The sequence below is a fragment of the Hyphomicrobium sp. genome (assembly GCF_019753045.1).
Taxonomy (GTDB): domain Bacteria; phylum Pseudomonadota; class Alphaproteobacteria; order Rhizobiales; family Hyphomicrobiaceae; genus Hyphomicrobium_B.
Genome location: NZ_JAIELN010000007.1, coordinates 40,211 through 64,606, shown reverse-complemented (window position 1 = coordinate 64,606; position 24,396 = coordinate 40,211). Strand labels below are relative to the sequence as shown.

38 protein-coding genes and 1 tRNA gene are annotated in these 24,396 nt (G+C 60.4%); 34 read left to right on the top strand and 5 right to left on the bottom strand.

Translation table 11 applies throughout. From position 1 onward, the window contains the following. Window positions 1-217: 217 nt before the first annotated feature. A complete protein-coding gene (locus K2Q04_RS08830) occupies window positions 218-1,348 on the top strand; it encodes a M48 family metallopeptidase (protein ID WP_291162068.1) in 1,131 nt (376 codons plus the stop codon). Between the two features lie 100 nt (window positions 1,349-1,448). Further along, window positions 1,449-2,057, top strand: coding sequence for a DUF2939 domain-containing protein (locus K2Q04_RS08825; protein ID WP_291162066.1), 609 nt, complete (start codon window positions 1,449-1,451; stop codon window positions 2,055-2,057). 524 nt (window positions 2,058-2,581) lie between these two features. Here the strand turns inward: K2Q04_RS08825 and K2Q04_RS08820 are convergent. The 5 genes from K2Q04_RS08820 to K2Q04_RS08800 all read right to left on the bottom strand — a co-directional run bounded on the left by K2Q04_RS08820 (window position 2,582) and on the right by K2Q04_RS08800 (window position 10,824). Continuing rightward, a complete protein-coding gene (locus K2Q04_RS08820; RefSeq protein WP_291162063.1) occupies window positions 2,582-5,350 on the bottom strand; it encodes a valine--tRNA ligase in 2,769 nt (922 codons plus the stop codon). A 129-nt stretch (window positions 5,351-5,479) separates the two neighbouring features. Continuing rightward, complete coding sequence (locus K2Q04_RS08815) at window positions 5,480-6,193, bottom strand: DUF2497 domain-containing protein (protein ID WP_291162060.1); 714 nt, start codon at window positions 6,191-6,193, stop codon at window positions 5,480-5,482. Window positions 6,194-6,525: 332 nt separating this feature from the next. Next, on the bottom strand, window positions 6,526-8,160 hold the full coding sequence (locus tag K2Q04_RS08810; protein ID WP_291162057.1) for a DUF2497 domain-containing protein: 1,635 nt from the start codon (window positions 8,158-8,160) through the stop codon (window positions 6,526-6,528). 253 nt (window positions 8,161-8,413) lie between these two features. Further along, complete coding sequence (locus tag K2Q04_RS08805) at window positions 8,414-9,778, bottom strand: TolC family outer membrane protein (protein WP_291162054.1); 1,365 nt, start codon at window positions 9,776-9,778, stop codon at window positions 8,414-8,416. A 392-nt stretch (window positions 9,779-10,170) separates the two neighbouring features. Next, a complete protein-coding gene (locus K2Q04_RS08800) occupies window positions 10,171-10,824 on the bottom strand; it encodes a protein-L-isoaspartate O-methyltransferase (protein ID WP_291162051.1) in 654 nt (217 codons plus the stop codon). A 255-nt stretch (window positions 10,825-11,079) separates the two neighbouring features. On the opposite strand from K2Q04_RS08800, the gene K2Q04_RS08795 reads away from it, so the two are divergent. From K2Q04_RS08795 to K2Q04_RS08640, 32 genes are all read left to right on the top strand, one after another. Continuing rightward, window positions 11,080-11,153 (top strand) — tRNA-Cys (locus K2Q04_RS08795). 350 nt (window positions 11,154-11,503) lie between these two features. Next, on the top strand, window positions 11,504-11,878 hold the full coding sequence (locus tag K2Q04_RS08790) for a hypothetical protein (protein WP_291162048.1): 375 nt from the start codon (window positions 11,504-11,506) through the stop codon (window positions 11,876-11,878). Further along, on the top strand, window positions 11,875-12,180 hold the full coding sequence (locus tag K2Q04_RS08785; RefSeq protein WP_291162045.1) for a hypothetical protein: 306 nt from the start codon (window positions 11,875-11,877) through the stop codon (window positions 12,178-12,180). Before K2Q04_RS08790 ends, K2Q04_RS08785 begins: the two co-directional genes overlap by 4 nt. Continuing rightward, window positions 12,177-12,659, top strand: a complete 483-nt coding sequence (locus K2Q04_RS08780) for a DUF2493 domain-containing protein (RefSeq protein ID WP_291162043.1) — start codon at window positions 12,177-12,179, stop codon at window positions 12,657-12,659. Before K2Q04_RS08785 ends, K2Q04_RS08780 begins: the two co-directional genes overlap by 4 nt. A gap of 18 nt (window positions 12,660-12,677) precedes the next feature. Then, on the top strand, window positions 12,678-13,142 hold the full coding sequence (locus K2Q04_RS08775) for a hypothetical protein (RefSeq protein WP_291162041.1): 465 nt from the start codon (window positions 12,678-12,680) through the stop codon (window positions 13,140-13,142). Further along, window positions 13,139-13,360 (top strand): hypothetical protein, encoded by a 222-nt coding sequence (locus K2Q04_RS08770; protein ID WP_291162039.1) that lies wholly within the window; start codon window positions 13,139-13,141, stop codon window positions 13,358-13,360. Before K2Q04_RS08775 ends, K2Q04_RS08770 begins: the two co-directional genes overlap by 4 nt. Further along, on the top strand, window positions 13,357-13,740 hold the full coding sequence (locus K2Q04_RS08765) for a hypothetical protein (protein WP_291162037.1): 384 nt from the start codon (window positions 13,357-13,359) through the stop codon (window positions 13,738-13,740). The genes K2Q04_RS08770 and K2Q04_RS08765 overlap by 4 nt, the downstream gene beginning before the upstream one ends. Beyond that, window positions 13,715-14,077: a hypothetical protein gene (locus K2Q04_RS08760; protein WP_291162035.1), complete on the top strand. Its 363-nt coding sequence runs from the start codon at window positions 13,715-13,717 to the stop codon at window positions 14,075-14,077. The genes K2Q04_RS08765 and K2Q04_RS08760 overlap by 26 nt, the downstream gene beginning before the upstream one ends. A 115-nt stretch (window positions 14,078-14,192) precedes the next feature. Next, window positions 14,193-15,032, top strand: coding sequence for a hypothetical protein (locus tag K2Q04_RS08755; protein WP_291162033.1), 840 nt, complete (start codon window positions 14,193-14,195; stop codon window positions 15,030-15,032). Beyond that, window positions 15,032-15,364, top strand: coding sequence for a hypothetical protein (locus K2Q04_RS08750; protein ID WP_291162030.1), 333 nt, complete (start codon window positions 15,032-15,034; stop codon window positions 15,362-15,364). The genes K2Q04_RS08755 and K2Q04_RS08750 overlap by 1 nt, the downstream gene beginning before the upstream one ends. A gap of 135 nt (window positions 15,365-15,499) precedes the next feature. Next, the gene (locus tag K2Q04_RS08745; RefSeq protein WP_291162028.1) at window positions 15,500-15,670 is read left to right on the top strand and encodes a hypothetical protein; all 171 of its coding nucleotides are present in this window, start codon (window positions 15,500-15,502) and stop codon (window positions 15,668-15,670) included. Continuing rightward, on the top strand, window positions 15,667-16,005 hold the full coding sequence (locus K2Q04_RS08740) for a hypothetical protein (protein ID WP_291162025.1): 339 nt from the start codon (window positions 15,667-15,669) through the stop codon (window positions 16,003-16,005). Before K2Q04_RS08745 ends, K2Q04_RS08740 begins: the two co-directional genes overlap by 4 nt. Beyond that, complete coding sequence (locus K2Q04_RS08735) at window positions 16,002-16,598, top strand: orotidine 5'-phosphate decarboxylase / HUMPS family protein (RefSeq protein ID WP_291162022.1); 597 nt, start codon at window positions 16,002-16,004, stop codon at window positions 16,596-16,598. Before K2Q04_RS08740 ends, K2Q04_RS08735 begins: the two co-directional genes overlap by 4 nt. Then, on the top strand, window positions 16,595-16,960 hold the full coding sequence (locus K2Q04_RS08730; protein WP_291162019.1) for a hypothetical protein: 366 nt from the start codon (window positions 16,595-16,597) through the stop codon (window positions 16,958-16,960). The genes K2Q04_RS08735 and K2Q04_RS08730 overlap by 4 nt, the downstream gene beginning before the upstream one ends. Continuing rightward, window positions 16,957-18,006 (top strand): dUTP diphosphatase, encoded by a 1,050-nt coding sequence (gene dut, locus K2Q04_RS22195; protein ID WP_366935744.1) that lies wholly within the window; start codon window positions 16,957-16,959, stop codon window positions 18,004-18,006. Before K2Q04_RS08730 ends, dut begins: the two co-directional genes overlap by 4 nt. 73 nt (window positions 18,007-18,079) lie before the next feature. Further along, complete coding sequence (locus tag K2Q04_RS08720; protein WP_291162017.1) at window positions 18,080-18,430, top strand: hypothetical protein; 351 nt, start codon at window positions 18,080-18,082, stop codon at window positions 18,428-18,430. After that, window positions 18,427-18,816 carry a hypothetical protein gene (locus K2Q04_RS08715; protein ID WP_291162014.1) on the top strand — a complete coding sequence of 130 codons (390 nt, stop codon included), beginning with the start codon at window positions 18,427-18,429 and terminating at the stop codon, window positions 18,814-18,816. The genes K2Q04_RS08720 and K2Q04_RS08715 overlap by 4 nt, the downstream gene beginning before the upstream one ends. Further along, window positions 18,794-19,000, top strand: a complete 207-nt coding sequence (locus K2Q04_RS08710) for a hypothetical protein (protein ID WP_291162012.1) — start codon at window positions 18,794-18,796, stop codon at window positions 18,998-19,000. The genes K2Q04_RS08715 and K2Q04_RS08710 overlap by 23 nt, the downstream gene beginning before the upstream one ends. Further along, window positions 19,000-19,260, top strand: coding sequence for a hypothetical protein (locus K2Q04_RS08705; RefSeq protein ID WP_291162009.1), 261 nt, complete (start codon window positions 19,000-19,002; stop codon window positions 19,258-19,260). The genes K2Q04_RS08710 and K2Q04_RS08705 overlap by 1 nt, the downstream gene beginning before the upstream one ends. Further along, a complete protein-coding gene (locus K2Q04_RS08700) occupies window positions 19,257-19,670 on the top strand; it encodes a hypothetical protein (protein ID WP_291162006.1) in 414 nt (137 codons plus the stop codon). The genes K2Q04_RS08705 and K2Q04_RS08700 overlap by 4 nt, the downstream gene beginning before the upstream one ends. A 10-nt stretch (window positions 19,671-19,680) precedes the next feature. Then, a complete protein-coding gene (locus K2Q04_RS08695; RefSeq protein ID WP_291162003.1) occupies window positions 19,681-20,265 on the top strand; it encodes a deaminase in 585 nt (194 codons plus the stop codon). Window positions 20,266-20,334: 69 nt separating this feature from the next. Further along, entirely contained in the window at window positions 20,335-20,493 is a 159-nt protein-coding gene (locus tag K2Q04_RS08690; RefSeq protein WP_291162001.1) for a hypothetical protein, read from the top strand. 78 nt (window positions 20,494-20,571) lie between these two features. After that, a complete protein-coding gene (locus K2Q04_RS08685) occupies window positions 20,572-21,096 on the top strand; it encodes a hypothetical protein (RefSeq protein ID WP_291161998.1) in 525 nt (174 codons plus the stop codon). Next, the gene (locus K2Q04_RS08680; protein WP_291161995.1) at window positions 21,096-21,287 is read left to right on the top strand and encodes a hypothetical protein; all 192 of its coding nucleotides are present in this window, start codon (window positions 21,096-21,098) and stop codon (window positions 21,285-21,287) included. Before K2Q04_RS08685 ends, K2Q04_RS08680 begins: the two co-directional genes overlap by 1 nt. Continuing rightward, on the top strand, window positions 21,284-21,646 hold the full coding sequence (locus K2Q04_RS08675) for a hypothetical protein (protein ID WP_291161992.1): 363 nt from the start codon (window positions 21,284-21,286) through the stop codon (window positions 21,644-21,646). Before K2Q04_RS08680 ends, K2Q04_RS08675 begins: the two co-directional genes overlap by 4 nt. Window positions 21,647-21,710: 64 nt before the next feature. Next, window positions 21,711-22,268 (top strand): hypothetical protein, encoded by a 558-nt coding sequence (locus tag K2Q04_RS08670; RefSeq protein WP_291161989.1) that lies wholly within the window; start codon window positions 21,711-21,713, stop codon window positions 22,266-22,268. Beyond that, window positions 22,265-22,432 (top strand): hypothetical protein, encoded by a 168-nt coding sequence (locus tag K2Q04_RS08665; protein ID WP_291161986.1) that lies wholly within the window; start codon window positions 22,265-22,267, stop codon window positions 22,430-22,432. Before K2Q04_RS08670 ends, K2Q04_RS08665 begins: the two co-directional genes overlap by 4 nt. A 2-nt stretch (window positions 22,433-22,434) precedes the next feature. Beyond that, a complete protein-coding gene (locus tag K2Q04_RS08660) occupies window positions 22,435-22,656 on the top strand; it encodes a hypothetical protein (protein WP_291161983.1) in 222 nt (73 codons plus the stop codon). Then, entirely contained in the window at window positions 22,653-22,964 is a 312-nt protein-coding gene (locus tag K2Q04_RS08655) for a hypothetical protein (protein ID WP_291161980.1), read from the top strand. Before K2Q04_RS08660 ends, K2Q04_RS08655 begins: the two co-directional genes overlap by 4 nt. Further along, window positions 22,957-23,205, top strand: coding sequence for a hypothetical protein (locus K2Q04_RS08650; RefSeq protein WP_291161977.1), 249 nt, complete (start codon window positions 22,957-22,959; stop codon window positions 23,203-23,205). Before K2Q04_RS08655 ends, K2Q04_RS08650 begins: the two co-directional genes overlap by 8 nt. 92 nt (window positions 23,206-23,297) lie before the next feature. Continuing rightward, window positions 23,298-23,615 (top strand): hypothetical protein, encoded by a 318-nt coding sequence (locus K2Q04_RS08645; RefSeq protein WP_291161974.1) that lies wholly within the window; start codon window positions 23,298-23,300, stop codon window positions 23,613-23,615. Window positions 23,616-23,619: 4 nt separating this feature from the next. After that, the gene (locus K2Q04_RS08640; protein WP_291161972.1) at window positions 23,620-24,333 is read left to right on the top strand and encodes a hypothetical protein; all 714 of its coding nucleotides are present in this window, start codon (window positions 23,620-23,622) and stop codon (window positions 24,331-24,333) included. The last annotated feature ends 63 nt before the right edge of the window (window positions 24,334-24,396 follow it).

Sequence of the window (24,396 nt, the reverse complement as noted above, 5' to 3'; positions counted from 1 at the left end):
ATCAGCTATGCAACCCACCGATCATCGTTAACGGGTGCGCTGACTGTGTCGAAAATCCTGGCTCTGCGGGTCTCATCGACGACGGCCGCTGGCCTTGCCATTTGGGCTGAGAATTCGACGCGACAAGGGCCCGAGTTTGTCGACCGGGAGACATTTCTTTATGGGCAGCCATGCTTAAATGTAGGCGGTCGCGCTCCAACCTGCTCGGAATCGTTCGATGACTTCAGCCCCGGCTGCCAATCCGGCATTCCCGAGTTATTGCCGCTTTATCGCCCGCCGTGGGGCTATCCCCGTCGACGGCACCGTGTCCCTTGGCGCGTCCGGTATCGAGATCGACCTCCCTGGGGGTTCACGGCATATCTGGACGTACGGCAAACTCCGCTCCGAGGAGCCCATCCGGCCAAACGCCATCGACGTTCTTCTGACCTCGGGCGATGAGCCCGGCGCATCGCTGTTCGTCCAGGGAGCGGGCTTTGCCGCAGCACTCAGAGAGCGCGCGCCGCGCCTGTCCGTGCGCGCGGCATGGCTTCGCGAGAAGCGCATGTGGTTTTTAATTCTCGCGCTCATCGCGGGGCTGATCTTTGCGGTCTACCTGCTCGACGTCAGTCCGTCGAAATCGATCGCGCGACACCTGCCCAACAGCTGGCGCGAACGGCTCGGCGATGCCACCCGGTCATCGATGACCAAGGGGCATAAGGAGTGCGTCGACCCTGCAGGTCTCGCGGCTCTCACGCGGTTGACCGAACGGCTTTCGAAAGGCGCGTCGGGAAGCGTCCCATTCCATATCCACGTTTACGACTGGCCTCTGATGAACGCCTTTGCCGTGCCGGGCGGCCAGATCGTCTTGACCAGCGGGTTGCTCGACAAATCGGAAAGCCCAGACGAAGCCGCCGGTGTGCTCGCCCACGAAATGGGACACGGGATCGAACTCCATCCGGAGTCTGCGATCATTCGCGGCGTCGGTCTTGGGGCGACGCTCGAGGTCATGCTTGGCAATACGACGGGGGGCGGGCTTGCCAACGTCGGGCTTATGCTGGCGCAGCTCGGATATTCCCGGAGCGCCGAACGCGAGGCCGACAAGCATGCGCTGGAGCTTCTGAAGGCGGCCGATATTTCGCCCAAAGGTCTCGGAAACTTCTTCACCCGCGTCACGAAGATGGAAGCTGAAGACGGCGATGAAGGGCCCGGCGCTTTCAGCTGGTTTCGCACGCACCCTCCGGCCGCCGAACGTGCGCGCCTCGTCAGCGAGCAGAAGGACTATCAGTCGAGCCCGGCCCTCACTGCGGAAGCCTGGCAAAGTCTGAAATCGGTGTGCAAGAAAACGCGCGACCCGGATCAGGCTGAATAGCGGCACGGAACGCGGCATGCTTGGCCCGAAGTTCGTCAGATTTTGTTCGTAAGAGGACAATGACAGCGCGAGATGATCGCGCGTTTCAACGGAACTCTGCATGAAGCCGGTTTCAATCGTATTCGGATTTTTTCTTGTTGCCGCAGCGATTTATATCGGCTCGCCCTTCGCGACGGCCTGGGGCATTCGCGAAGCGGTCCGCAACGGCGATTCGGAGTACCTTGCCAGCGCCATCGAATGGCCGACGGTTCGCGAAACGCTGAAGCCCTCGATCGCGAGGATCGCGCTCAATCTTCCCGATCCAAATGCCGATCCGGCCGCCAGCAATGGGCTCTGGACGCGTTTCAAGGCCTATTGGGGCCAAAGCGCCGTCGACAGCGTTGTCGAGACGTATGTAACGCCAGAGGGGCTTCCGCAGCTTTTCACGCTTCGCGGTAAGTATCGCGATCTGGTCGGCAGCGACGCCGACGAAGCGAAGACCATGCCCATTCTCGACCGGATCCAACGCGCATGGGCTCGCGTGAAGCGCGCGGAGTTCACAAGTCCGACGAGCTTCGAGATCGACATGGAAGACAAGTACGATCCGACGCGGATTTATCTCGGCAAGCTCGAGCTTCGATCGGTCGGATGGAAGCTCACGGAGCTGCGCGTGAAATTTCTGACGACGGCCAAGAACGCGGTGCAGAAGTTCACCGATACAAATATGTAGCCCGGGTCGAGTTTAGGGCCGGGACCTATCCATCAGTTCCGAAACGCGACCATCGTTTAGTAGTATTACATCCGCGAGCGCAAACGTCTCGCTCGCAAGTTCCAATTTAAAGACTTGGTTCCGATCGAGAACTTTGCCCACAAGAGGGCTTACAGAAAAGGTACGCGAGCTAGCGTCGATCAACATCATTGCCGGTCCGGTGTCGAGAACACGATATTCTAGGGCAACCGCATTTCTGTTGTTTGCCAACATCCCTTCGCCCCACTCTCCAATGATCACATCGATATTCGCTCCGCACGAACGGACGCGTCCTGGTGTCCATTGGACAAAGTATGCCGCGCGAGGCCGCCCATCGGAGTAAACATAGCCCCAGACTGTTCGACTGGCATAGCCACAGCAGTCGCAAAAACCTTCGCTTTGGCTTCCCGGTTCGAGGGTCAAGACCGAGGACATTGTTCTACCGACCACAACACTCTGAATGACCGCGTTTCGATTGTCGGCCACGGCACACATCGAAACGAAGACTAGGCCGCGTCGCTCAGGCGTTTCAGTGCCGCCGAGAAGCGGACGATCTCAGCTTCCAATTCGGCCTTGCGCTCCTTGGCTTCCTCGATCGCTTCCTCTTTGGCGCGCTCGATGAACTGCGGGTTCGAGAGTTTGGCGTCCATTTTCTTCAGGTCGCCTTCAGCGCCTTCGATGGCCTTGGCGAGACGACGCTTCTCGGCCGCCATGTCGATGATGCCGGCGAGCGGCAACGCGGCCGTGGTTTCGCCCGCGACGACGAGGGCCGCGCCTTTGGGTGCCGAATCCGCGAAGTCGATCTCGTCGATGCGCGCGACGCGCTTCAGCGTCTCCTCGTTGCGGCGGACGCGCTCGCGGATCACATCATCAGCGCCGACGAAGACGAGCGGGATTTTCGCTCCCGCCGGCACGCTCATTTCCGTGCGCACCGAGCGGATCTCGGAGATGAGGTTCACCAGCCAATTCACTTCTTCGACTGCGTCCATCTCGACGAGGCCGTCGAGCTGCGGCCACTGGCTGACTGCGAGGATCGTGTCGCGCTTCACGCCGTATTCGACCATATGCGTCCAAAGCTCTTCGGTGATGAAGGGCATGAACGGGTGCAGCATTTTCAGAATCTGATCGAGCGTCCAAGCCGTAACAGCGCGCGTTTCGGACTTCGCGGCTTCATCGTCTCCGGCGAGCAGCGGCTTGATCAGTTCGAGGTACCAGTCGCAGAACTGACCCCATACGAAATCGTAGATAGCTGCAGCCGCTTCGTTGAACTTATAGGCTTCGAGCGCGGCGGTGACAGCCTTTGCCGTCAACTCCGTTTCGCCGATGATCCATTTGTTAAACGTTTGCGAGGCCGACTTCGGATTGAAATCGCGCTGACGCACGCACTCGTTCATCTCCGAGAAGCGAGCTGCGTTCCAGAGCTTCGTTGCGAAGTTGCGATAGCCTTCGACACGCGATTTCGCGAGCTTGATGTCGCGGCCCTGTGCCGCCATCGCGGCGAGCGTGAAGCGCAGTGCGTCGGCGCCGAACTCGTCGATCAGGACGAGCGGGTCCATGACGTTGCCCTTCGACTTCGACATCTTCTGCCCCTTCTCGTCACGGACGAGGGCGTGGATGTAGACGTCCTTGAAGGGCACTTCCTTCATGAAGTGGAGGCCCATCATCATCATGCGGGCGACCCAGAAGAAGATGATGTCGAAGCCGGTGACGAGAACGCTCGTCGGGTAATAGCGCTCGAGTTCCGGCGTATCTTCGGGCCAGCCGAGCGTCGAGAACGGCCAGAGGGCGGACGAGAACCACGTGTCGAGAACGTCCTCGTCGCGCGTCAACGGCACGTCATTGCCGTAGTGCGTCCTGGCCAAAACCGTCGCTTCGGCCTCGTCCGCGGCGACGAAGTATTTGCCGTCGGGTCCGTACCATGCCGGGATCTGGTGGCCCCACCAGAGCTGGCGCGAGATGCACCAGGGCTGAATGTTGCGCATCCATTCGAAGTACGTCTTCTCCCAGTTCTTCGGGACGAAATCGGTCTTGCCGCTTTCGACAGCGGCGATCGCGGGTTTCGCCAGCTCTTCGGCGTTGACGTACCACTGGTCCGTCAGCCACGGCTCGATGACGACGCCGGAACGATCGCCGTGCGGAACGGTATGGCCGGTCGGCTCGATCTTTTCGAGAAGACCCAGCGCGTCGATGTCGGAGACGACCTGCTTGCGCGCGTCGAAGCGATCGCGTCCACGATAGGCTTCCGGCGCTTCGTCGTTGATCTTGCCGTAGGCGTCGAGAATGTTGATCTGCGCGAGATTATGCCGTTTGCCGACTTCGAAGTCGTTGAAGTCGTGCGCGGGCGTGATCTTCACGGCGCCCGTACCCTTCTCGGGATCGGAATATTCATCCGCAACGATCGGGATCTCGCGGCCGACGAGCGGCAGCTTCACCTTCGCGCCGGCTTTGATCAGCGCCGCGTAGCGTTCATCATCGGGGTGCACGGCGACGCCGGTATCGCCCAGCATCGTCTCGGGCCGGGTCGTCGCGACGACGATGTAATCCTTGTCATAGCCCGGAACCTTCGCCACCAGCGGATAGCGGAAGTGGTACATGTGGCCGCTCGGATCTTTCGCGAGCACCTTCGCAAGCGCCGCTGCATCGAACGGCTCGGCACTCTCCTTCGACCACGTGAATTTTCCGCGCGCCTCGACCTGCACGACTTCGAGATCGGAGATCGCGGTCTGGAACTTCGGGTCCCAGTTGACGAGGCGCTTGTCCTTGTAGATCAGCCCTTCGTTGTAGAGCTGCACGAAGACCTTCACGACGGCCTTCGACAGGCCTTCGTCCATCGTGAACCGTTCGCGGCTCCAGTCGCAGGACGCGCCGAGGCGCTTCAGCTGCGTGACGATGGTGCCGCCTGATTCTTCCTTCCACGTCCAAACGCGCTTCAAGAATTCCTCGCGGCCGAGTTCGCGGCGCGACGGCTGCTTCTCGGCTGCGAGCTGGCGTTCGACGACCATCTGAGTCGCGATGCCGGCGTGGTCGGTGCCGGGTTGCCAGAGCACATCCCGGCCGCGCATACGCTCGAAGCGGACAAGAATGTCCTGCAGCGTATTGTTCAGAGCATGCCCCATGTGGAGCGAGCCCGTGACGTTGGGCGGCGGGATGACGATCGAATATGCGGCGTTCTTACCGCCGGACGCGCTCCGTCCGGCCTGGAAGGCGTTGGCCTTCTCCCATTCGGAATTGATACGCGGCTCGATTTCGGCCGGTCGAAATGTCTTTTCAAGCATCTGAGGGAGCGTCGCTTATCAGCTATCTGGCCGGGGTTTTGGACCCCCGGTCGTACGGCCGACCTTCGCCGGCTGTCAACCTTCGCTCCCTAATGTCCGGATATTCTCCGTTGGCAGGCAACCTTCGCGTCAACGACGCGAAGGTCCATTGAGCCCGGCGCCGGCCTCGTTCAAGAGGGCTTTCTCGACGATTTTGGGCATATTCTCGGTTAGCCACTGTCTCAGGATCGGCCGCAGAAGCTGGGCAGCCGCGTCCTCGGCCCCATCGACCGGTTCAGTGGAGGCGTAGAGTTCCGGCAAGCGCGGCGGTTGCGGGCGCTGCGGAAGCTCGGCTTTTGGGGCGGGCGCCGGTGCCGGCGCGGGTTGCGGCGCCTCGGCTGGCCGCGACATCGCGCTCATGCGGTTGAGGCGGGTGTCGAAGAAGGTCGGCATGTTCCGCTTCAGGCCGTCGTTTTCGGCGGCAATCTTCTCGGCGGCGGCCGCCGAGTCTTCCTCGACCGCGACCAGGGTGACTGGCGGCGGCTCGATCATACGGCCGTGCGCCGGCTCGAACGGTATTACCGTGCGGGAGCGATCGCGCTCCTGGTGTCCACTTGATGCCAATGCTTCACTCAGCCTCCCAAGTAAATTCGGCCGCTCGGAGGTCTGTTGCGCTGCCGTCTTGAATATTGCCGGCAGTTCGAACTCCGCGGCTTCATCTGCAATCGTGCTACGGCCGCGCAGAGTTGTGATGCGGACCTCGCGCTTTTCACTTTCAAACATCGGGGATCGATCGGCGATGCTGGTTCGGATCGATGCCAGAATGTCTTCGACGTCGTGCTTCGCACCATTCATCATTGTCATGACGCTTCCTCTTCTGCGTACGAACTTCAAATTCGCAGAACCGCGTCGGCAGCCCCGTGTTGCCCCTCCGGTTCGTCGCTTCTGGACAGATGAGGAAGTGTTTCAACGCGCCCCCATCACCCCAGTGACGTAGCGGGCGTCCCGATCATTCACGCGATGATCGATGCGTCCCCCCGCAGACACCAAACTAGGAGCAGGTCGAGGCAGCCGTGTGGCGAAAGCCACGCGCAAGAAAAAAATTTGTTGTAGCGGCTTGGCGTGTGGATGCGCAGCCGTCATCGATCTCCAAGACTAACGTCGTGGAGTTGTGTTTTCCGGCGCTAATCAAGATCCTAGTCGCGGGGGTTCTTCTGACCTGGCAACAGCCGCTCGGACATTTCGCGGCGGAGCGCGCGCTCGAGAATCTTCGGCATGTTTTCGGCGAGCCAAGTTTTGAGCAGTGGCCGCAGCAGATCGGCGACCGCATCTTCCATCGGCCGATCGCCGCTGGTCAGTTCGTTCGATGACGGAAGCGAAGTGGCTGGCAGGTTGGTGTCGCTGTGCTCGCAGCGGAGGGTCGGCGCAGCCGACGACTCGTGACGGGTGCGATCGGACTCAGCTGAGCGAACAGGTTGCTGAGGCTCTGGCGCGAGTTCCGCTGTCGGGATCGTTCTTTCCGGCACGCTCAATCCGAACGACGGCCGGAACGCTTCCGACAGCGGCTCGAGCTTGCGCGATGGTCCGAGCGTCGCGGAAACGCTTGGGACGACGAAGGTCTGACGCGGTTTCTGTGCGGATGCCGGAGCTTCCGAGCTTCCGAAACCGGCGCTCTTCGAGACCTCGAAGGCGTGGCTTGCATGCGATCCGTTGACCGCGCCGTTCACGGGCGTTTCGTTAGTGCCTGAATAGGCTGGCCGAGCGTTGGTGAACGGCGGTTCGAATGGCGCCATCGCCGACTGGGGCGCAGGTGCCGTTTCGATCGGCCGGGCCGGTTCGACCTTCGGTTCGAATTTAGCCTCGAATTTCGGTTCAGCCCTGACTTCAAATTTCGGTTCGATCTTGGGTTCGAGTTTCGGCTCGATCTTGGCTTCGAACTTTGGCTCGACCTTCGGGTCGGCCTTGACTTCCGGTTGCAGCTCGACCTTTGGCGCACTCTTCGCGAACGGCGACGGTCCAAGATCGAAGGCGAACGGATCGACGCTGTCGGCCGGCTCGCTGGAGGCAACCTTTGAAGGCGTCTCGCCGGACGACACTGGGGGCACTCCCGCCTCGCCAATGGCCGGCTGACTGGCCGTATCGTGAGCCGGCGCGCTGCGGCCCTGGCGCAGAGCATTCAGATCATCATTGAGCAGCTCAGCAAGCTGCGCCTCGATCCGTGCAGTATCGCTTTCGATGACCGGATGAACATCGACGGGCGTCGCATCAACGACCACGGCCGGTTCGACGGGTTCAGCTTGTGCCGCGACCGTCTCGATCGAAATCGACTCTATCGTGATCGATTCAACCGTCACCGATTTTGGCGATGCTTCCGGCGACGCGGATCCATTTCGCTGTTTCGGCGCGGGCTCCGCGGCCGGGAAATCATTTTTCTCGATCGGCGTGAACGACGGCACCCGCTGCTCGGCTTTGGCCGCGGCAGTTCCGGCTTCCCGGCTATCATCAGCAGGGCGCGACCTCAAAGACGACAGCTTTTCCGCATCGATGGACGGGGCCGGATTCGAGAAACTGTGCGCCGGCTTGATCTCAGGCTCGGGATCAACCGGGTGCGAGGATTTCAGAAAAGCTTCACGCGACATGAAACCACGCTGCGGCGTGGGTGCGGACGGCGACGGCGCGGGCGACGCCTTCATGGCCGGGGAAAACGGAGCACCGGGTCTCGGCGGCGTCGACGGTGATCTCAGGCCGGACGAATCCTCCGCGATAATCTTGCGGATCGAGGCGAGGATTTCCTCCATGCTCGGCTCGGCTGTGGATTCCAGTCTCGACATACCCTACCTTTTTCGCAAACAGGCCGCTTTCACCGAAAGCGTAGCGAACTCACCGCACCCAACCGCTCTTGCCTTCCGTAGGACTCATTGAAGGCCCTCGGAGATCCAGCATGGTGGCAGGTTGCGGAAAAACCGCAACGATCCCACGAGCAGTTATCCCCGGAGAGAGGCACTCTCAAGGCGACGGGGCACAATGAAATTTAAATCTTTCGGGCGAAAAATCCAGCCCTGGCAAAGCATAAGTTGCGGCCGATCACTTGATCGGCGCGACGTCCAAATGCTCCTGGCGCCCGTCGTCGTGGGTGATGTCCAAGCCGAACCACTTGTTCCGGACTTCGAGGTAATGCACTTCCGGATTGTAAACTGCGGTGGCGGCGCCGACCTCGGAAACGCTCAGGCGTCCGATGGCAGAGACCACCGTATAGGACGCAACCAAGATGTTCCGCTTCGTTGTTTCCAGGTTCACCTGGGACTGAAGCAGTTCCTGCTGGGCGTTCAACACGTCGAGAACGGTACGCTGGCCAACCCGCTCTTCTTCACGAACGCCGTTGAGAGCGGTCGTGTTGGCGACGATCGAGGCCTTATCGGATTCCTGCTGAGCCTTGAAGCCTTGCAGCTGCGCCCAGGCCTGAACAACTTGGGATTGAGAGGCTGCGCGCGCTACTTCGATCTGCTGTAGTGCTGCGATGTGGTTGTGCTTGGCCTGCCGCACGCGGGCGTAGACTTCGCCGCCTGCCGGATAGATCGGAACGGTCACACGCCCGACGATCGAAGCGGATGTCGCCTCGTCAATGCCGTCCGACGGATCGAACTGATTGGTGTAATTTGCTTCAAGTTGTGCCTGAGGAAGCAAGGCGCCCCGAATCTGATCAACAGTGAACCGCTGAGCCTGCTCCAGATAGAGAGCCTGCACGACCTGGGGATTTTCTTTCACGCCGATCGCTATTGCGTCTTCGAGCGACCGCGGGACGAGCTTCGTATTCGGATTTGCTTCGATCAGCCCCGTCGGCTGATGGCCGACGACCTGGTCGAAGATGGCGCGGCTCGACTTCAGATTGGCTTTGGCCTGATCGAGATTCGACTGGCCGAGGGCGCGCCGGGCTTCCGACTGCGCAACGTCGGTTCTCGTCACTTCGCCGACGCTGAAGCGGTCCCGCTGCGCTTTCAGTTCGGCATCGAGAAACTTCAAGTTGTTTTCGTTCAACTTGACGATGGCCAGGTCACGGGTCACGTCGCCGAACGAGGTCACCGCATCGAGCAAAACCTGCTGTTCCGTCTGTCTCAGCGTCTCGCGCCCGGCGCGATCGTTGGCTTCGGCGGCGTTGACAGCGTTCGTGACTTGAAAGCCGGTAAAGATGGGCTGCACAAGGTCGAGCGCATAGCCGCGCGGAGAAGTTATTGCGCGATTGGATTGTCCGATCAGCGGTGAGATGGTGTTGCTCTTCTGGCGGCCGACATTGGCCGATGCGTTGATGTCCGGCCGGTAGCCAGCATTTGCTCTCGAGATATCCTCGTCGCGCGCCCTTTGCGTCGCGCGGGCGGAATCGAGTGTTGGGCTATACTGATAAGTCGCCGTCAGCGCGTCGAGCAGCGTTTCCGCATGCGCCGTCGCAGTCATTGCGACGCCAACTGCCAAAGCGAGGAAAGTTTTAGACGCGTAATGGCCGACCGAGGTCGCGCCATTGTGTGACGATACTTTGCTCTTGGTTCTAGCCAATGGAATTCACCTGCACACCACTCTGCCCAGCCTGAACAGAGAGGTCCCCCCAATTATCCCCGTCTAGCCGATTCGATCTCGATCGACTAAGCGGTTTCACTTCCCCTGAGCCCGGCTTCTAACTTATGGCGGTATTCGCGCCACGCCAGAGCTCTTTGCTAATTTCTTCGAAAGAGTTGCTTTTTTCGCGCTTCCCCCGAAGCTCCCCCGTAAACGTCTGAACTTGCAAATCCCGTCTGCGACGGCCCCGTATGCGGCAACCTGTGTCTGGTTTGCCGCACTCAACAAGCGTCTCAGAAGACGAAAGCCGGCCGCGCCTCCGCAAAGCCGGAAATCAAAGGTGCGGCAGCCTGGAACGCGTCTCGCCTCGCGAAAATGCTGGCGCGCTTATGCAGGACTACCGCGCGACCAATCTTGTCATTTATCGCAATCGAGACCAACCGGCCGTTTTCGCGTATCTGATCCTTGATTGTGTCGGGTATCTTTTCGATGCCGCCTTCGATCAACACGACGTCATAGGGGGCCCTCGCCGCCCAACCCGATGCGGCGGCACCCGAGACAGCAACGACATTTCCGATCGCAAGCGACGCGAGGGCTTCAGCGGCAGCCCTTGCCGCTTGGTCGTCAGCGAAAAGGGCGACGACCTTCTTTGCCATCTCAGCCACAACGGCCGCGGCATAGCCCGACTCGCTAATCACGAGAACATTGTCGCCAGCGTCGAACTCGGCAAGCTGGATCAGCTTAGCGAGCACCACAGGAGGCAACGTTTCCCGCCCCGGCGCGATCGTTAAGCTCTCGTCGCTATAAGCGAGGCTTGCGAGGCGCGCGGGAAGGAATTTTTCGCGCGGGATGGCCGTCATGGCTGCCGTGATACGCCGGTCCGTCACGTCGCTTGGACGGATCTGGCTTTCGACCATGTTCTTGCGCTGCAAAGCCACGTCTGCCATCGCCTATCTCCCCGCCCCCGAGATTTGCCGTCGAGGACACCTCTATAGACGACGCGCCTCACGAGTGCGACGGGAACGCCGTCGCATGTGGAAAATTCATTCGTGGCCGTAACGGCTTGTAAGGAGAGACCGGTGTATGGTAGATGCCCGATCGGTCGACGTGCGTCTCGTCTTGGTCCAGTGGAAGCTTTTCCGAAACTTTCGGAGCCGCGTTCCATTTCAGACCCGATAAAGACGGCCGCACGATCGCAGAGAGGCCACGTGGCGGAGTGGTTACGTAGCGGACTGCAAATCCGCGTACCCCGGTTCAATTCCGGGCGTGGCCTCCAGCAAAACCCCCCTAAAAAATCCAGTAAAATCAGTCGATAAGGTAAACGCTCGGACGTTCTCGCCGGCTGCCACAATTGGTGCAAAGCGCGAACGAAGCGAGACACGGTGTCCTACAATTTGTCCGACATCGTGTAGGCATCCGGACCACACCGCCTGACCGCCCGAGACACAGTCGCAAGGGCGCCACACAACCTCCAACCCCTCCCTCGATGCGGGAGGGGTGCGACATTCTGGGCCAATCGAGGGTTAACGGCACGCCGAAACGGCTGTGCACAAAGGTCAAGCAAGGCTAGACTTTAAAAGTCAAACAGCGCTTAACTTCCCAGCAAAGACGGGGGGTTCGGACGCGGTGGCCTTTCACACCTACAAGTTGATAGAAATCCCGGCGCCCGTCCGGGTGGGCCAGGGCATGTATGACGCCTGGCGCGATGATTGCCGGCGCGCGACGAGCATTGAAAAGGTCCGTGACTACCGCCGGGGCGACCGGGTGACCGTCGACCTCGAGGTGCCGGCGAATATGGATACGCAGGTGGCGCTGACCGCCCTCGCCTGGGTCGACAAGCTGGTGCGCGAGACCGCCTTCCCGCCCGAGATGGTCGTCTTCGAATACGGCCTCCGCCGCGCCGGCAATCCAGGCCAGCTGACCGTCAAGATTTACGTCCACGAAGGCGAGGCCGACGGCTATGTGCGCCGCCCTCCTGAGCAGCAGGATGCCGCCGAATGAGCCGGGCATTCACCAAACCCAAATATCGTCCGGGCCCACTGCCGGCACAGCAGGCCGTGGTGCTGGCCTTCGTTGTCGACGAGCTCGCCGCCGCGCGACCCTTTCCGTCATTTCGGGCGATCGCCGATCACGTGGGTTGGACCAAGGAAGGCTCGGCGCGGGATTGCCTGCTCCGGCTCGTGTGGCGCGGAAGACTGGTGCAGATCGCCAACAACCGCTTTGCTCTCGCCGACGCCATGCAGCGGACCAATGAAGGGCTTGAGCGCGCTACCGCCATCATCAACCAGATGGCGGGTGAATGATGCAAGACGATCTCTTTCCGACAGTCGAACCCGACCGGCCCTATCGGCTCGCCGTCTGTGGTGGTCGCGATTTCACCAACCAGGATTACCTCGACGCGGCGCTGGATGAGATCGTCAAGGACAAGCGCCTGATCACGGTCGCGACCGGCGATGCTAGAGGCGCCGACACGCTGGCGCGCGTGTGGGCCGCCAAGCGTGGGCATGAATTGCTCAGGCCGTTCGTGGCCGACTGGAAGCAATGGGGCAAGGCCGCCGGCATGCGTCGCAATGTCGAGCTCCTGCAGATCTTCAAGCCCGATGCCGTCGTCGCTTTCGAGGGTGGACGCGGCACGCGCGGCATGATCGAGCAAGCGCGTCGCCGCAACATTTTCGTCATCATCGCCGGCGGTTCGCCGGACGACATTTTGCGCTTTCAACGCAACGCCAAAACTCGAAAACCGGCAGCTGCGAAAAATGACTTGCAGCCCGAGTCGCCATAACCGATAGGAGAGATGTTAGTGCTTGTCCGTGCTGTTGCTCACCCCGTCCTTGTCCAGTCAAAGACGCCGGTGCAGTTGCGCGTCCGGCGTCCCCTGGCCCTTCCCCTGGTCGCGCTCGCCGCCGCTTTCCTGACGCCACTGCCGGCGAAGGCTTGCCTCCCCGGCGACTTCGCCTGCGAAGCGTTCGCCGAGGTTCCGGCTCAGCCATCAAAGCCAAAAGTGGCTGCCAAGATCGAGCCATCGATCGCCGACTATTTCACCGCCTTCGATCAGAACAGCAAAATGCCGGCCGAGGGACGTCCACCACAAGGCGAGTTCGTGCGCGCCGTGTTTTCCAACTTCGACCGCCTGCCGGGCGAATGGAAAGACAAGGCCTGCCGTAAGCTCTATCCGGAAGCCGTGCGCGACGGCGCCATCGACATTCCGACGCACCAGAAGTTCTTCGCCAAGTGCCAGGCCTTCAATCGCGAGATCAATCCGTGACCTTTTCGACCGCCAACCTGATGCGCGTCTATCACCGCTACGACGAGCCGGGCGGCATGAGTTTCCGCTATCAGGCGCGCTCCTTGACCGAGAAACCGATTGTGAGGCCCTCCGATCACTGGGGAGTGTGGGATGCGCTCAACGGGCACTTCATAGCGATGAGCGAGGTGTCGAACATCGACCCCGATGAAAAACTGCCGGAGGCCGATCCCGCATGACGGATGCGCACCTCACTCCGAAGCACCGCGACGATGTCTGGATGCATAAGGACGGTCTCGGCGACGAACGCTGGAAGTGGGACGTCGACATGGTGATCGTCCACAGCGAAACCTACGCGTGGTTCCGCATGTTTGACGAGGTGATTTGGCGCAAGTTCGAAGACCGGACGTTTCCGACATTTCGCGGCATTCGCCTCATCGTTACCGACTCGATCCGTAGGCCGAGCCCGCGCGCGAGTTATACCCAACACATCTGTCTGCTCGTTTCAGCGCGCAACTCCACCACGCGGCAGCTCCGTCTCGGCGAGCGGCCGGGCGCTGACCGTATCGACACACCGGAGGCTTTGTTCAACCTTGAGCGCGATCGCCCAAATCTGTGACGAGAGAGCCCGGCAGAAAACCGTCGAAGGTTGGACGCCGGAACACGACGACACGCATGCGGACGGCGAGATGTTGGATGCCGCCATGTGCTACTTCCTGCGCGGCACCGATCGCGAACCATCCTTGCGCGCCGACGGTTGCCCGATCTGCTGGCCGTGGGACCCGATGTGGTGGAAGCCGAAGAACAAGCGCCGCGATCTCGTGCGTGCCGGCGCTCTGATGCAGGCGGAGATCGAACGCCTGCAGCGTAAGGGCCTCCATGTCGGCCACGTCGAGCACAAGCTCAACCTGGTCGTCTCGGCACTCGATCACCTTGATGATGAGGTGGCGGCGTAACTGTCTCACTGGATCTAGAGTTCATTGTTACGTGGATAAAACGAAAGCGGGTTAAGTGCAAAGTCAAGCCTGCTGATACTTTTTGCATGAACCGTCATCCGAGCAGGAGCCTCCAATGAACCAACAACTCGTCGACCTTTTTCATCCACACGCCGCAGGAAATTATCAGACCATCACGCCGGAGATGGCGGCGGAGTGGTTGAACTTCAACACCGTCAATCGCTTGTTTAGACCACACCACGCAGCCGCGATCGCACGAGCGATCCAAGCCGGCGAATGGCAGGATATCGGCGGTCCAATTCTCTTCTCCAATGAAACCCCACCAGTGCTTCTCGACGGTCAGCATCGATTGTCTGCGTGCGTCATAGCTAGAATGCCGATCCGGGCGCCGGTTATTTGGGGGCTCGATCGCAAGAAGGTGATGGCCGTGATCGACACTGGAATTACGCGCAGCAACGCCGATCATGCCCACCTCGCTGGACATCGCAATGCCGCTGTATTCGCAGCCACGGTCCGGGCGCTTTATGCAATCAAAAGCCGCAACGCCAACATCACCTCGTATCTGAAGATTACGGCATTGGATCAGGAGGCGATGTCCAGTCGCCATCCGCGACTGGATGACTCGATTACCACCTGCCTTTCGTGTGGAGCGGTTAGCCGCTCGATGGCTGCAGCAGTGCACTATTGCGCCGCTGAACTCGTTGGTCAGCGCCAACGCGCTGATGAATTTGCCGAGGTCCTGAGAACCGGGGTTCCGAACTATCCCGGCGACGCGGCTCATTTTGCGCGGGAGTGGATTGCGAAAAAAGGGACAAGCGAGCGAAATGGCCGCGCACGGTCTTTTCAAATGCTCGTTTGGGGTTGGAACAACTTCGCAACGAAGTCGCCGGTAGCGCGACGCAAGTCGGTCCAAGAAACAATGGAAATTGACGGTCTCGACGTGGACAAAATCTGATGGAGCGGCTGCGCACTTTCTGGCTCACCCGCACCTCCGTGCGTCAGCGCTGCTGGGCCGGACGCGCCTGCGATTGGCTTCTCGGCGGTGTCCTCCTGCTTGCGTTTGCCTGGACCAACTTTCAGTTGACGTACGAGCCCTACCATTGGGCGCGCTATAATTTCGATGCGGGGCCGGCGGTCGTCGTCTCCGAGCCCGACTCGGAGTGCCGGCGCTGGCGGCAGAAGGTCATCGATCAAGGTCCCTTTCCGATCTCCGGCTGGCATGCCGTGCAGACCGCCAACCTGACGGAGGTTGTGTGCTGGGATCCGGATGATGAGTCCACGGAGTAACAGTTAAGCTGTGCTTGACCGATTACCCACAGCCGTCACAAATTGCGGGCTTGTCAGGCGTCCAGCAAAGTCTCATCTAGCTAGACTTTGGCGTCGAAATTGTTTGGCGTGAAACATCCCATGAAGCAGCTCCGCATGGCCAGAAAGCAGGCCGACCTCCGTGACAAGGCCAAAACGCACGTGATCAGCGCTTGCCGCCTCGAATACCTGAAGGCCCGCCTCGAGCGAAAACGCGAGGAGCACAAGGGCCTCCTCCTCAACGCCGTCATGTATCAGGATCAACCCAAGCTCGAGGCGGCGGAATGAAGGTCCAGATCCCGAGCGGCGAATATGAGATCGAGGTCGATGGTTACTACGTCGATCATTGGGAGGTTGGAGCCGAGCGCGACACGATTGGCATCAAGACCTACTGGTGGCGCGGATGGCGACCAAGGCTGACGCCGTGGCGGAAGTTTCTAAAGATCAAAGTCAGCCCGATTGAAGCGCCGCCTCTGCCCGACAGGATTGCGTTGCAGAATGAAATCGAGGCGCGTTTCGCGGCGGCGCGCGAAATCGGCATCACGCACGATGAATACCTGAAGCGCTGCACGGCAGCGCTCGCCGATATCGCAGCGACGTTTCTCGCCAAGGTGAAGCAATGAGCCAGCAAGTGATTGTCGCGCTCGACGTGCCGAGCGTCAGAGAGGCGGCGGGACTCGCGGGAGTTATCCGCGCCTCATGGTACAAAGTAGGTCTTGAGTTGATCTATTCCAAGGATGGCCTTCGCTTCGCTCGCCAACTCAAGATGGCAGGCGTGAAGCTTTTTCTGGATGCCAAGCTCTCGGACGTGCCAACGACCGTCGAGCGAGCGACCGCCGCCATCTGCCGCGAGATCGAGCCCGAATTTCTATCGGTTCGAAATAATGTCGAAGCCGCACTCAAAGGTGCCTCCGGCATTACGCGTATTGCGCACGTGCCATATCTCACCAGCGATCGCGAGCAGTACTGCATCGCCACGCCGGCACCAGCCCTTGTCTGCTCGGCGCATTTGGCGCGGAATTACCGGCATGATTTTGGCATCCTCGATAAGACCCTCATCGTTCCCGGGATCAGGCTCCCGGGCAACATCAGCGACGATCATGCGGTTCCAGCGGCCAGCTGCGAAGAAGCCGACTTTCTCGTCATCGGCCGCCCGATCACACGCGCCGATGATCCGTACGCTGCATATAAGAAGTTCCTGGAGATCGCCGCGTGAACAATCTCTTTCAGTGGGGGAAATTCATCGGCGCCTCGGGCCGCGAACTCGATTGGAAAATCGAGTGCGATGCGCTGTCGGACGAAGACTGGGCGTGCATTGCTCAGGTCCTCGGACCGAAGCTGCCGCCGTTTTCCGGGCTGACGTACGTCCCGACCGGCGGCGCCAAGCTGATGACCCGCCTCATGGACTTCGCAACCGTGCGGCTGGACACGCTCCTCGTCGTCGACGACGTTTGGACGACCGGCTCCAGCATGCGGAAGGTTGGTGAAAACTATGCCGGGCGTGATTGGATCGGCGCCGTCGCCTTTGCGCGTGGCCCCCTCCCCGATAACGTCTTTGCTTTCGCGAGGATCGGATGACGCTCTATCTCGACACCGAATTCAATGGCTTCAACGGGCTCCTGATCTCGCTGGCGTTGGTCGCCACCGATGGCGATGAATTCTACGAGGTGCTGCGGGACACCGCCGACGACGCGTGGGTCAAGGAGAATGTGCTGCCGATCCTGAATAAGCCGAAAATTCCCGTCGCTCTCTTTCGCACGCGCCTCGCCGACTTTCTGGTCAAGCATGAGGACGAAACGATCATTGCCGACTTCCCGTGCGACTTTCGTTACCTCCTGCAGATGATCACCGAGCCCAATGGTATCTGTCTCCACGTCGAGCTCAACATGCAGCTCGTGTACGGCCTCGAGACGCATCCCGAGATCCCACACAACGCCCTCTCGGATGCCCGCGCGCTGATGTACGCCCACAAGTTGGCGCAACAGTCGGCGATGCCGCTTGCCGAAGCGATAACGTCGGAAGTTATTGCGCCCTACGCCGACGATAGCGAGGCCACCGCCAACAGATTGAAAATCCGCGACCGCAATGGCCTTTTGCTGAGGCACGAGCAACGGAGACTGGACATGACGACAATGGCAATGCAGACCCCGGCCGCGCTGGCGCGACTAGGGCCCGTAGTCTCCTTCAAGCGCCTCCCCAACGGCCACGATCTGCCGCTGCCGGCGAAGGCGCATCCGGGCGACGCCGGTTTGGATCTCAGAGCGGCCTGCGAAGCGGACATGCTCATTTTTCCGAAGGGCGGCCGTGTCCTCGTGCCGATCGGATTTTCGATGAAGTTGCCGCCGGGACACGAGGCCCAGATCCGTCCGCGTTCCGGTCTTGCGCTGAAGCACGGTATCAGCGTACTTAATTCTCCGGGAACGATCGACGAGGGATTTACAGGCGCCGTGGGGGTCATTCTGATCAACCACGGCGCCGATCCCTTCCCCGTCAAGCGCGGCGATCGAATTGCGCAGCTTGTCATCCAGCGCATTCCCGAGATCGAGGTCGTCGAGGCCGTCGACGATTTCGAGGCGACCGAGCGGGGCGCCGGCGGGTTTGGTTCGACCGGTCTCGGCACCTGAGTTTTTTGCCGCCTGAGTTCTTGTAAGCGTCGGTTCCAGTCAGTCTCTGCGTTCAACCGCGAGGGTTTGACCCATGACGGCGCTTGCCATCCTGCTCGTTGTCCTGCTCGTTCTCAACGGCGCGGCGATGCTGCGCACGCAAGAGGCCGCTGTCGCCAATATGCGGGCGCTGGCCGAGATCCAGGTCGCCATCGAACGGGGCTGCGCCGAAATCGACGCCGGCCAGGCCCTCCTCAATCAGACGCGCGATGAAATTGAGACGATGAAGAACGATCTGCAGCGCGAGGCGCAAGCCAACACTGCCGACTTCGTCGTGAAGCTGAAGGCCATGCAGCGGTTCATGGCGCTATGGAACGCCGGCCTCAAGGAAGAAGCGCGCGAAGCCCTCTCCGACGTCGGTTTTGTGGAGGCGACCCTGCAATGACCGATACCGCCGAGAGCGGCCTGCCCCAACTCAATACCGGCTTTTCGGTTGACGACGTGCTCGACCACTACCAGCACGTCGACATTACGATGCCGTTCTACATGGCGGGCGAGACACCCAAACATACGAAGGAAGATTTCGGTGTCGCCGTCATCGATGCCTTCCTCGAGCAGTTCCCCAACGAGCGCGAAGCCATCGGTCTTGTCTTCGATCCGCGCCTGCCGGAGAACTACATCGCCTTCCGCGCCAGAAAGCGCCTGATCGCGTCCCCCAATTTCGATTTGCAGCTGTTTGGCAATCGTATCGAAGCGCTCCTCGCCGAGCGCGAGGCCTTCAAGGCGAAACTTCAAGCAGAGGCGCTCAATGCTGAACCTCAACAAGACTGAAACGCCGTCGCAAGGCTCGGCGCCAGATCGACCGATGAATATGCCGGTGCAGTACTGCACCTTTTGCGGCACCGTCGAACGCGATTGCGACACGCTGCTCGTCGGCCTGATCGCCGCCATCTGCAGCAGCTACATCGACGACTTGAACGACGTGCGCAATCACATCAAGGGGAATGCGGACTGATGGAGATGACGCGCACCGGCGCCCACATCCTCGAGCTCATTCGCTACGCCACCGACACAGGTTGCGGCGTGCCGGTGCCGACCAACCCGGACGTCATGGACGAAGAGGTCGAGGGGATGGTCAGCGGCGGCTTCATTGAATTGAAGCCCCGCGACGGCGCCAAGCTCTTCGCCAATGCCTTCATCACGACGAGCGGCCGCCAGGTCCTTGACACGTATTTCGAACGCAAGGTGCATTCCAAGAAGGGAAAAGTGGCATGATCATCGAGCTGATCAATGAAGCGTGCGAGGAAATCCGCGCACTGCTCATTGAGAAAAACCAAACCTACGGCAATTCAGCCTTGGAACCGGTGCGCATTTTTTCGCGCGCCGATCGCCTCGAGGGCCTCAAGGTCCGGATTGACGACCAAATCACGCGCATCATGAAGGGCTCAGAACTCGCCAGCGAGTCGACGATCGACGATCTGGTCGGCTACCTGATGCTGCTGAAGATCGCCCGTCGCATCGAAGATGCGCAAGCCGCAGCCCAGGCGGAGAAACAGCGATACGACAACTACTACCGCGTATCGCAGCCGCCGCCGATGCCGCGTGCCGAGGCGCAAGATCCGCTTGCCGGTTTTTCCGAGGGGCTGGCTGCGTTCCACCAGGAACACCTGCCGCAACAGCACTAAAAGGGTCGTGATGGGGAGTTTCGCAACCGACGCCAAATGGGCAAGCCGGTTTCTGGATCTCTCGCTGCATGTGGCGCAGTGGTCCAAGCACCCAACCTGCAAGGTCGGGGCGGTGATCGTCAGGCCGGATCGGACCGTTGCCTCGATGGGCTTCAATGGCCCGCCGCGCGGCGTTTCCGATCGCTCGGCCTTTCAAAATGGCTCCAAACATTCGCGCACCATCCACGCCGAGCTCAACGCCATCCTGTCAAGCGCAGTGTCGGTCCGTGGCTATGAGCTCTATTGCTCGATGCCCATCTGCGATCGCTGCGCCTGTCATGTCATCCAGGCGGGCATTACGCGGGTCTCGGTGATCGAAACATTCGACGATGCGCTTGGTCCCAAGTGGGCGGAAAGTTTTGCGGAAGCAAAATTCCTGTTCGATGAGGCCGGCATCGTGGTGACTGAATACATGCCCATGGCGGGCGGTCTCAGCAAAATACTCGATCGCACGCCGTCGCCCATTCGGCGCAGCAAGGCGAAAAAAGGCTCTGAAACGCAAAAAAAGCCCCGCCAGGTCCAGCGCCAGAGCGCCAGAACCCAGCGGGGCAGTTAACGCACTGATGGCCGCAAAGCAGTCAGGGCGTACCGGCCAAGAGGCCTAGGCCGGATCTCGGGGAAAGAGATGGACGAATTTCACAAGCCAGGACCGGCCTGCAAGCACTGCAAGACGGTGTACGTGCTGCACATCTTGGCGGTGCGCTTTCGCTTCTGGGTGTGTGGGAAATGCCGGCGCCTCAACGTCTGGCCTGACGACGAGCCGAGCGTTCCGGCACTCCCCTAGAAGAGCTGTTGAAAGTGGGACTTTGATCTCCCTAAAGTCTCGGTATATGATACTTTTGATCAACGAGGGATGGGCGTCATGACCCCGCAAGAGATCGATCCGATTTCGCTTGTGCCGCAGATGACAGGGCGGAACATACGAGCCTGGCGCCAGGATCTGGCGACCGGTTACACCAGCTACGACGTCCCGGAAGACTGTCGGGATGTCATCGCCTGCTGGGTGATCGAAGCCCCCGATGCGCATCCGGTGTGGCACAGCTATAGCCTCGCCATGATGCGGCTCGATCTCATCCTCAACCCAATCCGCTACCTCAGGGGCGCCACCCACGAAATGCAGCTCCAGGCGCTCGATCCGAGATTTCCACGCGAGCCCATGATCCGTGGCGCGGAACAGGGCGCATTCCTTTCGCCGATGAATTTTGCCGCCCAGTTGATCAAGCCCAGTCATGAGGCTGCGATCGCGGTGCTCGACGATGCGGTAGCGCGTATCTGCGCTGGCACCTTGTCGCCCGATACTGACGACATCCGGCAATGGCTGACGCTCTATGGCGACAACTGCGTCGCCCTCGAAAGCCGCGACAGCCCATCGATGGTGTTGAACTGATGAGCGACCTGACCATGCCCCAGGCGATCGTCTGGGCCGCCGTCGCGCTTGCCTGTGGCTGGGCGGTCAATTCCGTGACCGGCTGCGCTCAGAACATGAAAGGCCGCAACGACGTTGAAATCGAGTGTGCCAAGCAGCACGGCTCGATGGCCAGCGGTGATTGCACATTCCCGAATGAGGTGAAGAAGTGAAGACGGCGGAAGAAGTCATCGAAAGCGGCGACGTCCGGAGGGAGATCGAGCGTATTTTGAACGAAGCCTTGAGCGATCCGGGAACGGTTCTCAATTCGTCGCGCGGCATGGATGTGCTGCTCGACGCGATCATCTGCACCTTTCGCGACGCCGTCAGGGATGAAGCGAAACCGGACGACCTCTCGGCGGATGAAGCCTACGAGCTGGTGCGCAGGCTCTACGAGAAGTATGGCGTCACCCCGAAGCTCCGCGAGGCCTACGAGTTTTACCAGAAGTGGAAGAAGTCGCAGCCGTATCGCACCATTCCAGAGAGCATTCAGGGACGGGATGTCCCGGGCTTCCAGGAAGGAAACGAATGAAGAAACTCGCAATCGCTTTGACCGCGCTGGCGCTCGGCGGCTGGCGGGAGGAGCTCAGCGCGTGATGGACTACAAAACCATATTCCCGGAGATGCTTATCGCTGAGCACGAGGCGGCTGCAGCGCGATGGAAGCACAGAGCGGCGAAAGAGCGGGCCAAGGGACGCTTCGACCGGGCCAACGCTTATAACGAAAATGCCGATCGCCGATGTCTAGCGGCTGAGTCCATCCGAGCCGGAGGTGCGTTGATGTTCCTTAGAGATTTTCAACTCGCCGTCAAGCGTTGGACCGCAGCCTGCTTTGGCGAAACGATCTCGGCTGACACCATCGAGCGCAATCATCGCTTTCTCGAAGAGGCGCTTGAGCTCGTGCAGTCGCTTGGCTGCACCCGCGCCGAAGCAAAAGCGCTGGTGGATTACGTCTACGATCGTCCCGTCGGCGAGCCGATGCAGGAGCTTGGCGGCACGATGACGACGCTGTGCGCGCTCGCCAATGCTCATGACTTCGACGTTGCGAGCGCAGCGGGGGATGAACTCGCTCGTTGTTGGGCGAACCTCGAGAAAATCCGCGCCAAGCAAGCCGCAAAACCGAAACACTCTCCGCTACCAGGGCCATCGTCATGAAGCACGCCATCGTTATTCTCGGCTGGTTCTTCACCTATTACCAGTACGACCTCAACTCGCATGCTATCAGCGTCGGGCCGTTCTCGACCAGCCTCGAATGCGAGGATGCGCGTGCAGCGATGGCAACGCACCAGCGCACGAGCCTCACGTGCTGGGAACGCTAGGCATGGCGGATATTGATCGTAGTTTCACGCGCGCGCCCAACCACAAGAATTTTCGCGTCGTCGGTGTTGACACCTTCAGTCAAGACGACTGGATCGCCGACGAATTCGACACGCTCGCGGAAGCGCAGGTTTTTGTCGCCAAGCAGACGAAGGGAGCGCAGATGCTGAAAATGTACATCTACGACAGGGACGGAAAATACGTTGACTGTGGGGGGACCTATTGACCGAAATCATCACGCCCATCAAGGGCTACTGCATCACGCTAGACGACAAGCGCTCCGTCTTCGCCGGCCGCGTCGAAGGCGATGGCCGCTTTTACGTCAACTTCATGAATGGCGAAAATGTCGGCGACGAGTCGACCAAACTCATCTTGTCCACCGAGGCAATGAATGCGCTCATCGACATCGTAGCGGTGCTCTCGGGTGATGCGGGTCGCCCGCTTGCGAACGGCGAGGCCGCAATCGAAACGATCGTCCGGACCGAAACCCATCAGTGGGTCGTTTTTCAACCGGAGGACCCACAGCATGTCTGAGCCTCTGTCTCTTTGCAAAGGCGACTGGCTACTCGGGACGGCCTGTGGGGAATGTCCGCGCTGCAAAGCCCTCCTCAAGCCGACGATGTCCTGGCTGATTGAAGAGAAGGGACGATTGCAGCGCCTCCTCGATGAACGCCCAGCTCTCAACATGGGGCTGCCGACGGCATATCCGCGCTGGTCCTCAGAGGTCTATCTCAGCGACCTGCAAGCCCGTAAGCGTCCGCTCACGGTGGAATAAGCGTTGAGGACAACAATGGCGAGGCTCTTTGTCTCCCAGTTGTCCTCGTTTAAAGTTAAGCCATGCTAGACTTTCATGGGGAGACCTAGACCATGATTTCGCATCAGGACCTCGACCGCCTCAATACCGCACGGCGCAGAAAGGGCTTGCCGCCCCTGACACGCTCCGCCGCCACGCAGATGCTTAAGAGGCATGGCGTCAGCATTCAGCCGCCGAGCCCGAGCGATCGACCGGCCCAGGGCACCGACGATGGTTTCGACGCCCTTGGAACCGCACTGCTGCTCGAGACCATTCTCGATGCCGTGACGTCGGACGCTGCCGCCTCGTCCGCGATTGACGTGTCATCCAATGACACGTTCTCGGCTGGCGGCGGCGATTTTGGCGGCGGCGGGTCGTCCGGAGACCTTTAAAGCAATGGATCGTAGACCTGATCCCTACGGATCCGTGGAAGGGCTGAACCTCAAGAACCCCGTGCACGCCTACTTCTATGGGCTCTGCATCGCCGACGGCTATCTCATCGAGATGGAGCGAGGCCGTGGCCGCGTTTGTGTCGAGCTCTCGATGGGCGACAACGGCGTCCTCTTGACCCTTCGGGATTTATTGCCGTGGAAGTCGACAATCACGCACCGAAAACGGACAACGAACTTCGCGACCGAGCACGCAAGCTCCAGTTTACTCTTTTTCGGCGCGGGCATCCGCGAAGAGATGAAGGCAGCAGGATTCCCGACGAAAGGCAAGTCTCGGGCTGCGACGCCGCCAATTGTTCCTTTTTCCGCGCCGGATTTTTGGCGTGGCGTGATCGACGGCGACGGCTCCCTTGGTATCACGGCCAAGGGATTGGCGTTCGTCTCTTTTGTGACCAAGAGCGACGCTCTGGCAGATGCCTATTGCGACTACGTCGCTGCCGTCACCGGGCGCCGCCCACGTGTCAATCCGAACAAACGAGACGGCGTGCGCAACATAGTTCTGACGAACGCACGCGCTGCCGATCTCCTCGACGAGACTTATGAAGATCACTGGCCGCGCATCCATCGCAAAGGCGTGATGGCCAAGAAGATCTGCTGGAACAGCTTTCCGCTCAAGAATGGCCTCACGGCTGAAGACATCTTGGAGGTCGAGGATGGCTGACGAAGTAGTCCCGTTCGGCTCGATCATGGCAGGCGATGAAGAGTGGGCGCTAAAGCGTCGCCA

What these genes read in the sequence shown, in the direction of transcription:
- K2Q04_RS08830 (WP_291162068.1), top strand. Translation starts at nt 218, where the DNA reads ATGACTTCAGCCCCGGCTGCCAATCCGGCATTCCCGAGTTATTGCCGC.
- K2Q04_RS08825 (WP_291162066.1), top strand. Translation starts at nt 1,449, where the DNA reads ATGAAGCCGGTTTCAATCGTATTCGGATTTTTTCTTGTTGCCGCAGCG.
- K2Q04_RS08820 (WP_291162063.1), bottom strand. Translation starts at nt 5,350, where the DNA reads ATGCTTGAAAAGACATTTCGACCGGCCGAAATCGAGCCGCGTATCAAT.
- K2Q04_RS08815 (WP_291162060.1), bottom strand. Translation starts at nt 6,193, where the DNA reads ATGACAATGATGAATGGTGCGAAGCACGACGTCGAAGACATTCTGGCA.
- K2Q04_RS08810 (WP_291162057.1), bottom strand. Translation starts at nt 8,160, where the DNA reads ATGTCGAGACTGGAATCCACAGCCGAGCCGAGCATGGAGGAAATCCTC.
- K2Q04_RS08805 (WP_291162054.1), bottom strand. Translation starts at nt 9,778, where the DNA reads ATGACTGCGACGGCGCATGCGGAAACGCTGCTCGACGCGCTGACGGCG.
- K2Q04_RS08800 (WP_291162051.1), bottom strand. Translation starts at nt 10,824, where the DNA reads ATGGCAGACGTGGCTTTGCAGCGCAAGAACATGGTCGAAAGCCAGATC.
- K2Q04_RS08785 (WP_291162045.1), top strand. Translation starts at nt 11,875, where the DNA reads ATGAGCCGGGCATTCACCAAACCCAAATATCGTCCGGGCCCACTGCCG.
- K2Q04_RS08780 (WP_291162043.1), top strand. Translation starts at nt 12,177, where the DNA reads ATGATGCAAGACGATCTCTTTCCGACAGTCGAACCCGACCGGCCCTAT.
- K2Q04_RS08765 (WP_291162037.1), top strand. Translation starts at nt 13,357, where the DNA reads ATGACGGATGCGCACCTCACTCCGAAGCACCGCGACGATGTCTGGATG.
- K2Q04_RS08755 (WP_291162033.1), top strand. Translation starts at nt 14,193, where the DNA reads ATGAACCAACAACTCGTCGACCTTTTTCATCCACACGCCGCAGGAAAT.
- K2Q04_RS08750 (WP_291162030.1), top strand. Translation starts at nt 15,032, where the DNA reads ATGGAGCGGCTGCGCACTTTCTGGCTCACCCGCACCTCCGTGCGTCAG.
- K2Q04_RS08745 (WP_291162028.1), top strand. Translation starts at nt 15,500, where the DNA reads ATGGCCAGAAAGCAGGCCGACCTCCGTGACAAGGCCAAAACGCACGTG.
- K2Q04_RS08740 (WP_291162025.1), top strand. Translation starts at nt 15,667, where the DNA reads ATGAAGGTCCAGATCCCGAGCGGCGAATATGAGATCGAGGTCGATGGT.
- K2Q04_RS08735 (WP_291162022.1), top strand. Translation starts at nt 16,002, where the DNA reads ATGAGCCAGCAAGTGATTGTCGCGCTCGACGTGCCGAGCGTCAGAGAG.
- dut (WP_366935744.1), top strand. Translation starts at nt 16,957, where the DNA reads ATGACGCTCTATCTCGACACCGAATTCAATGGCTTCAACGGGCTCCTG.
- K2Q04_RS08720 (WP_291162017.1), top strand. Translation starts at nt 18,080, where the DNA reads ATGACGGCGCTTGCCATCCTGCTCGTTGTCCTGCTCGTTCTCAACGGC.
- K2Q04_RS08715 (WP_291162014.1), top strand. Translation starts at nt 18,427, where the DNA reads ATGACCGATACCGCCGAGAGCGGCCTGCCCCAACTCAATACCGGCTTT.
- K2Q04_RS08710 (WP_291162012.1), top strand. Translation starts at nt 18,794, where the DNA reads ATGCTGAACCTCAACAAGACTGAAACGCCGTCGCAAGGCTCGGCGCCA.
- K2Q04_RS08705 (WP_291162009.1), top strand. Translation starts at nt 19,000, where the DNA reads ATGGAGATGACGCGCACCGGCGCCCACATCCTCGAGCTCATTCGCTAC.
- K2Q04_RS08700 (WP_291162006.1), top strand. Translation starts at nt 19,257, where the DNA reads ATGATCATCGAGCTGATCAATGAAGCGTGCGAGGAAATCCGCGCACTG.
- K2Q04_RS08695 (WP_291162003.1), top strand. Translation starts at nt 19,681, where the DNA reads ATGGGGAGTTTCGCAACCGACGCCAAATGGGCAAGCCGGTTTCTGGAT.
- K2Q04_RS08690 (WP_291162001.1), top strand. Translation starts at nt 20,335, where the DNA reads ATGGACGAATTTCACAAGCCAGGACCGGCCTGCAAGCACTGCAAGACG.
- K2Q04_RS08685 (WP_291161998.1), top strand. Translation starts at nt 20,572, where the DNA reads ATGACCCCGCAAGAGATCGATCCGATTTCGCTTGTGCCGCAGATGACA.
- K2Q04_RS08680 (WP_291161995.1), top strand. Translation starts at nt 21,096, where the DNA reads ATGAGCGACCTGACCATGCCCCAGGCGATCGTCTGGGCCGCCGTCGCG.
- K2Q04_RS08670 (WP_291161989.1), top strand. Translation starts at nt 21,711, where the DNA reads ATGGACTACAAAACCATATTCCCGGAGATGCTTATCGCTGAGCACGAG.
- K2Q04_RS08665 (WP_291161986.1), top strand. Translation starts at nt 22,265, where the DNA reads ATGAAGCACGCCATCGTTATTCTCGGCTGGTTCTTCACCTATTACCAG.
- K2Q04_RS08660 (WP_291161983.1), top strand. Translation starts at nt 22,435, where the DNA reads ATGGCGGATATTGATCGTAGTTTCACGCGCGCGCCCAACCACAAGAAT.
- K2Q04_RS08650 (WP_291161977.1), top strand. Translation starts at nt 22,957, where the DNA reads ATGTCTGAGCCTCTGTCTCTTTGCAAAGGCGACTGGCTACTCGGGACG.
- K2Q04_RS08645 (WP_291161974.1), top strand. Translation starts at nt 23,298, where the DNA reads ATGATTTCGCATCAGGACCTCGACCGCCTCAATACCGCACGGCGCAGA.
- K2Q04_RS08640 (WP_291161972.1), top strand. Translation starts at nt 23,620, where the DNA reads ATGGATCGTAGACCTGATCCCTACGGATCCGTGGAAGGGCTGAACCTC.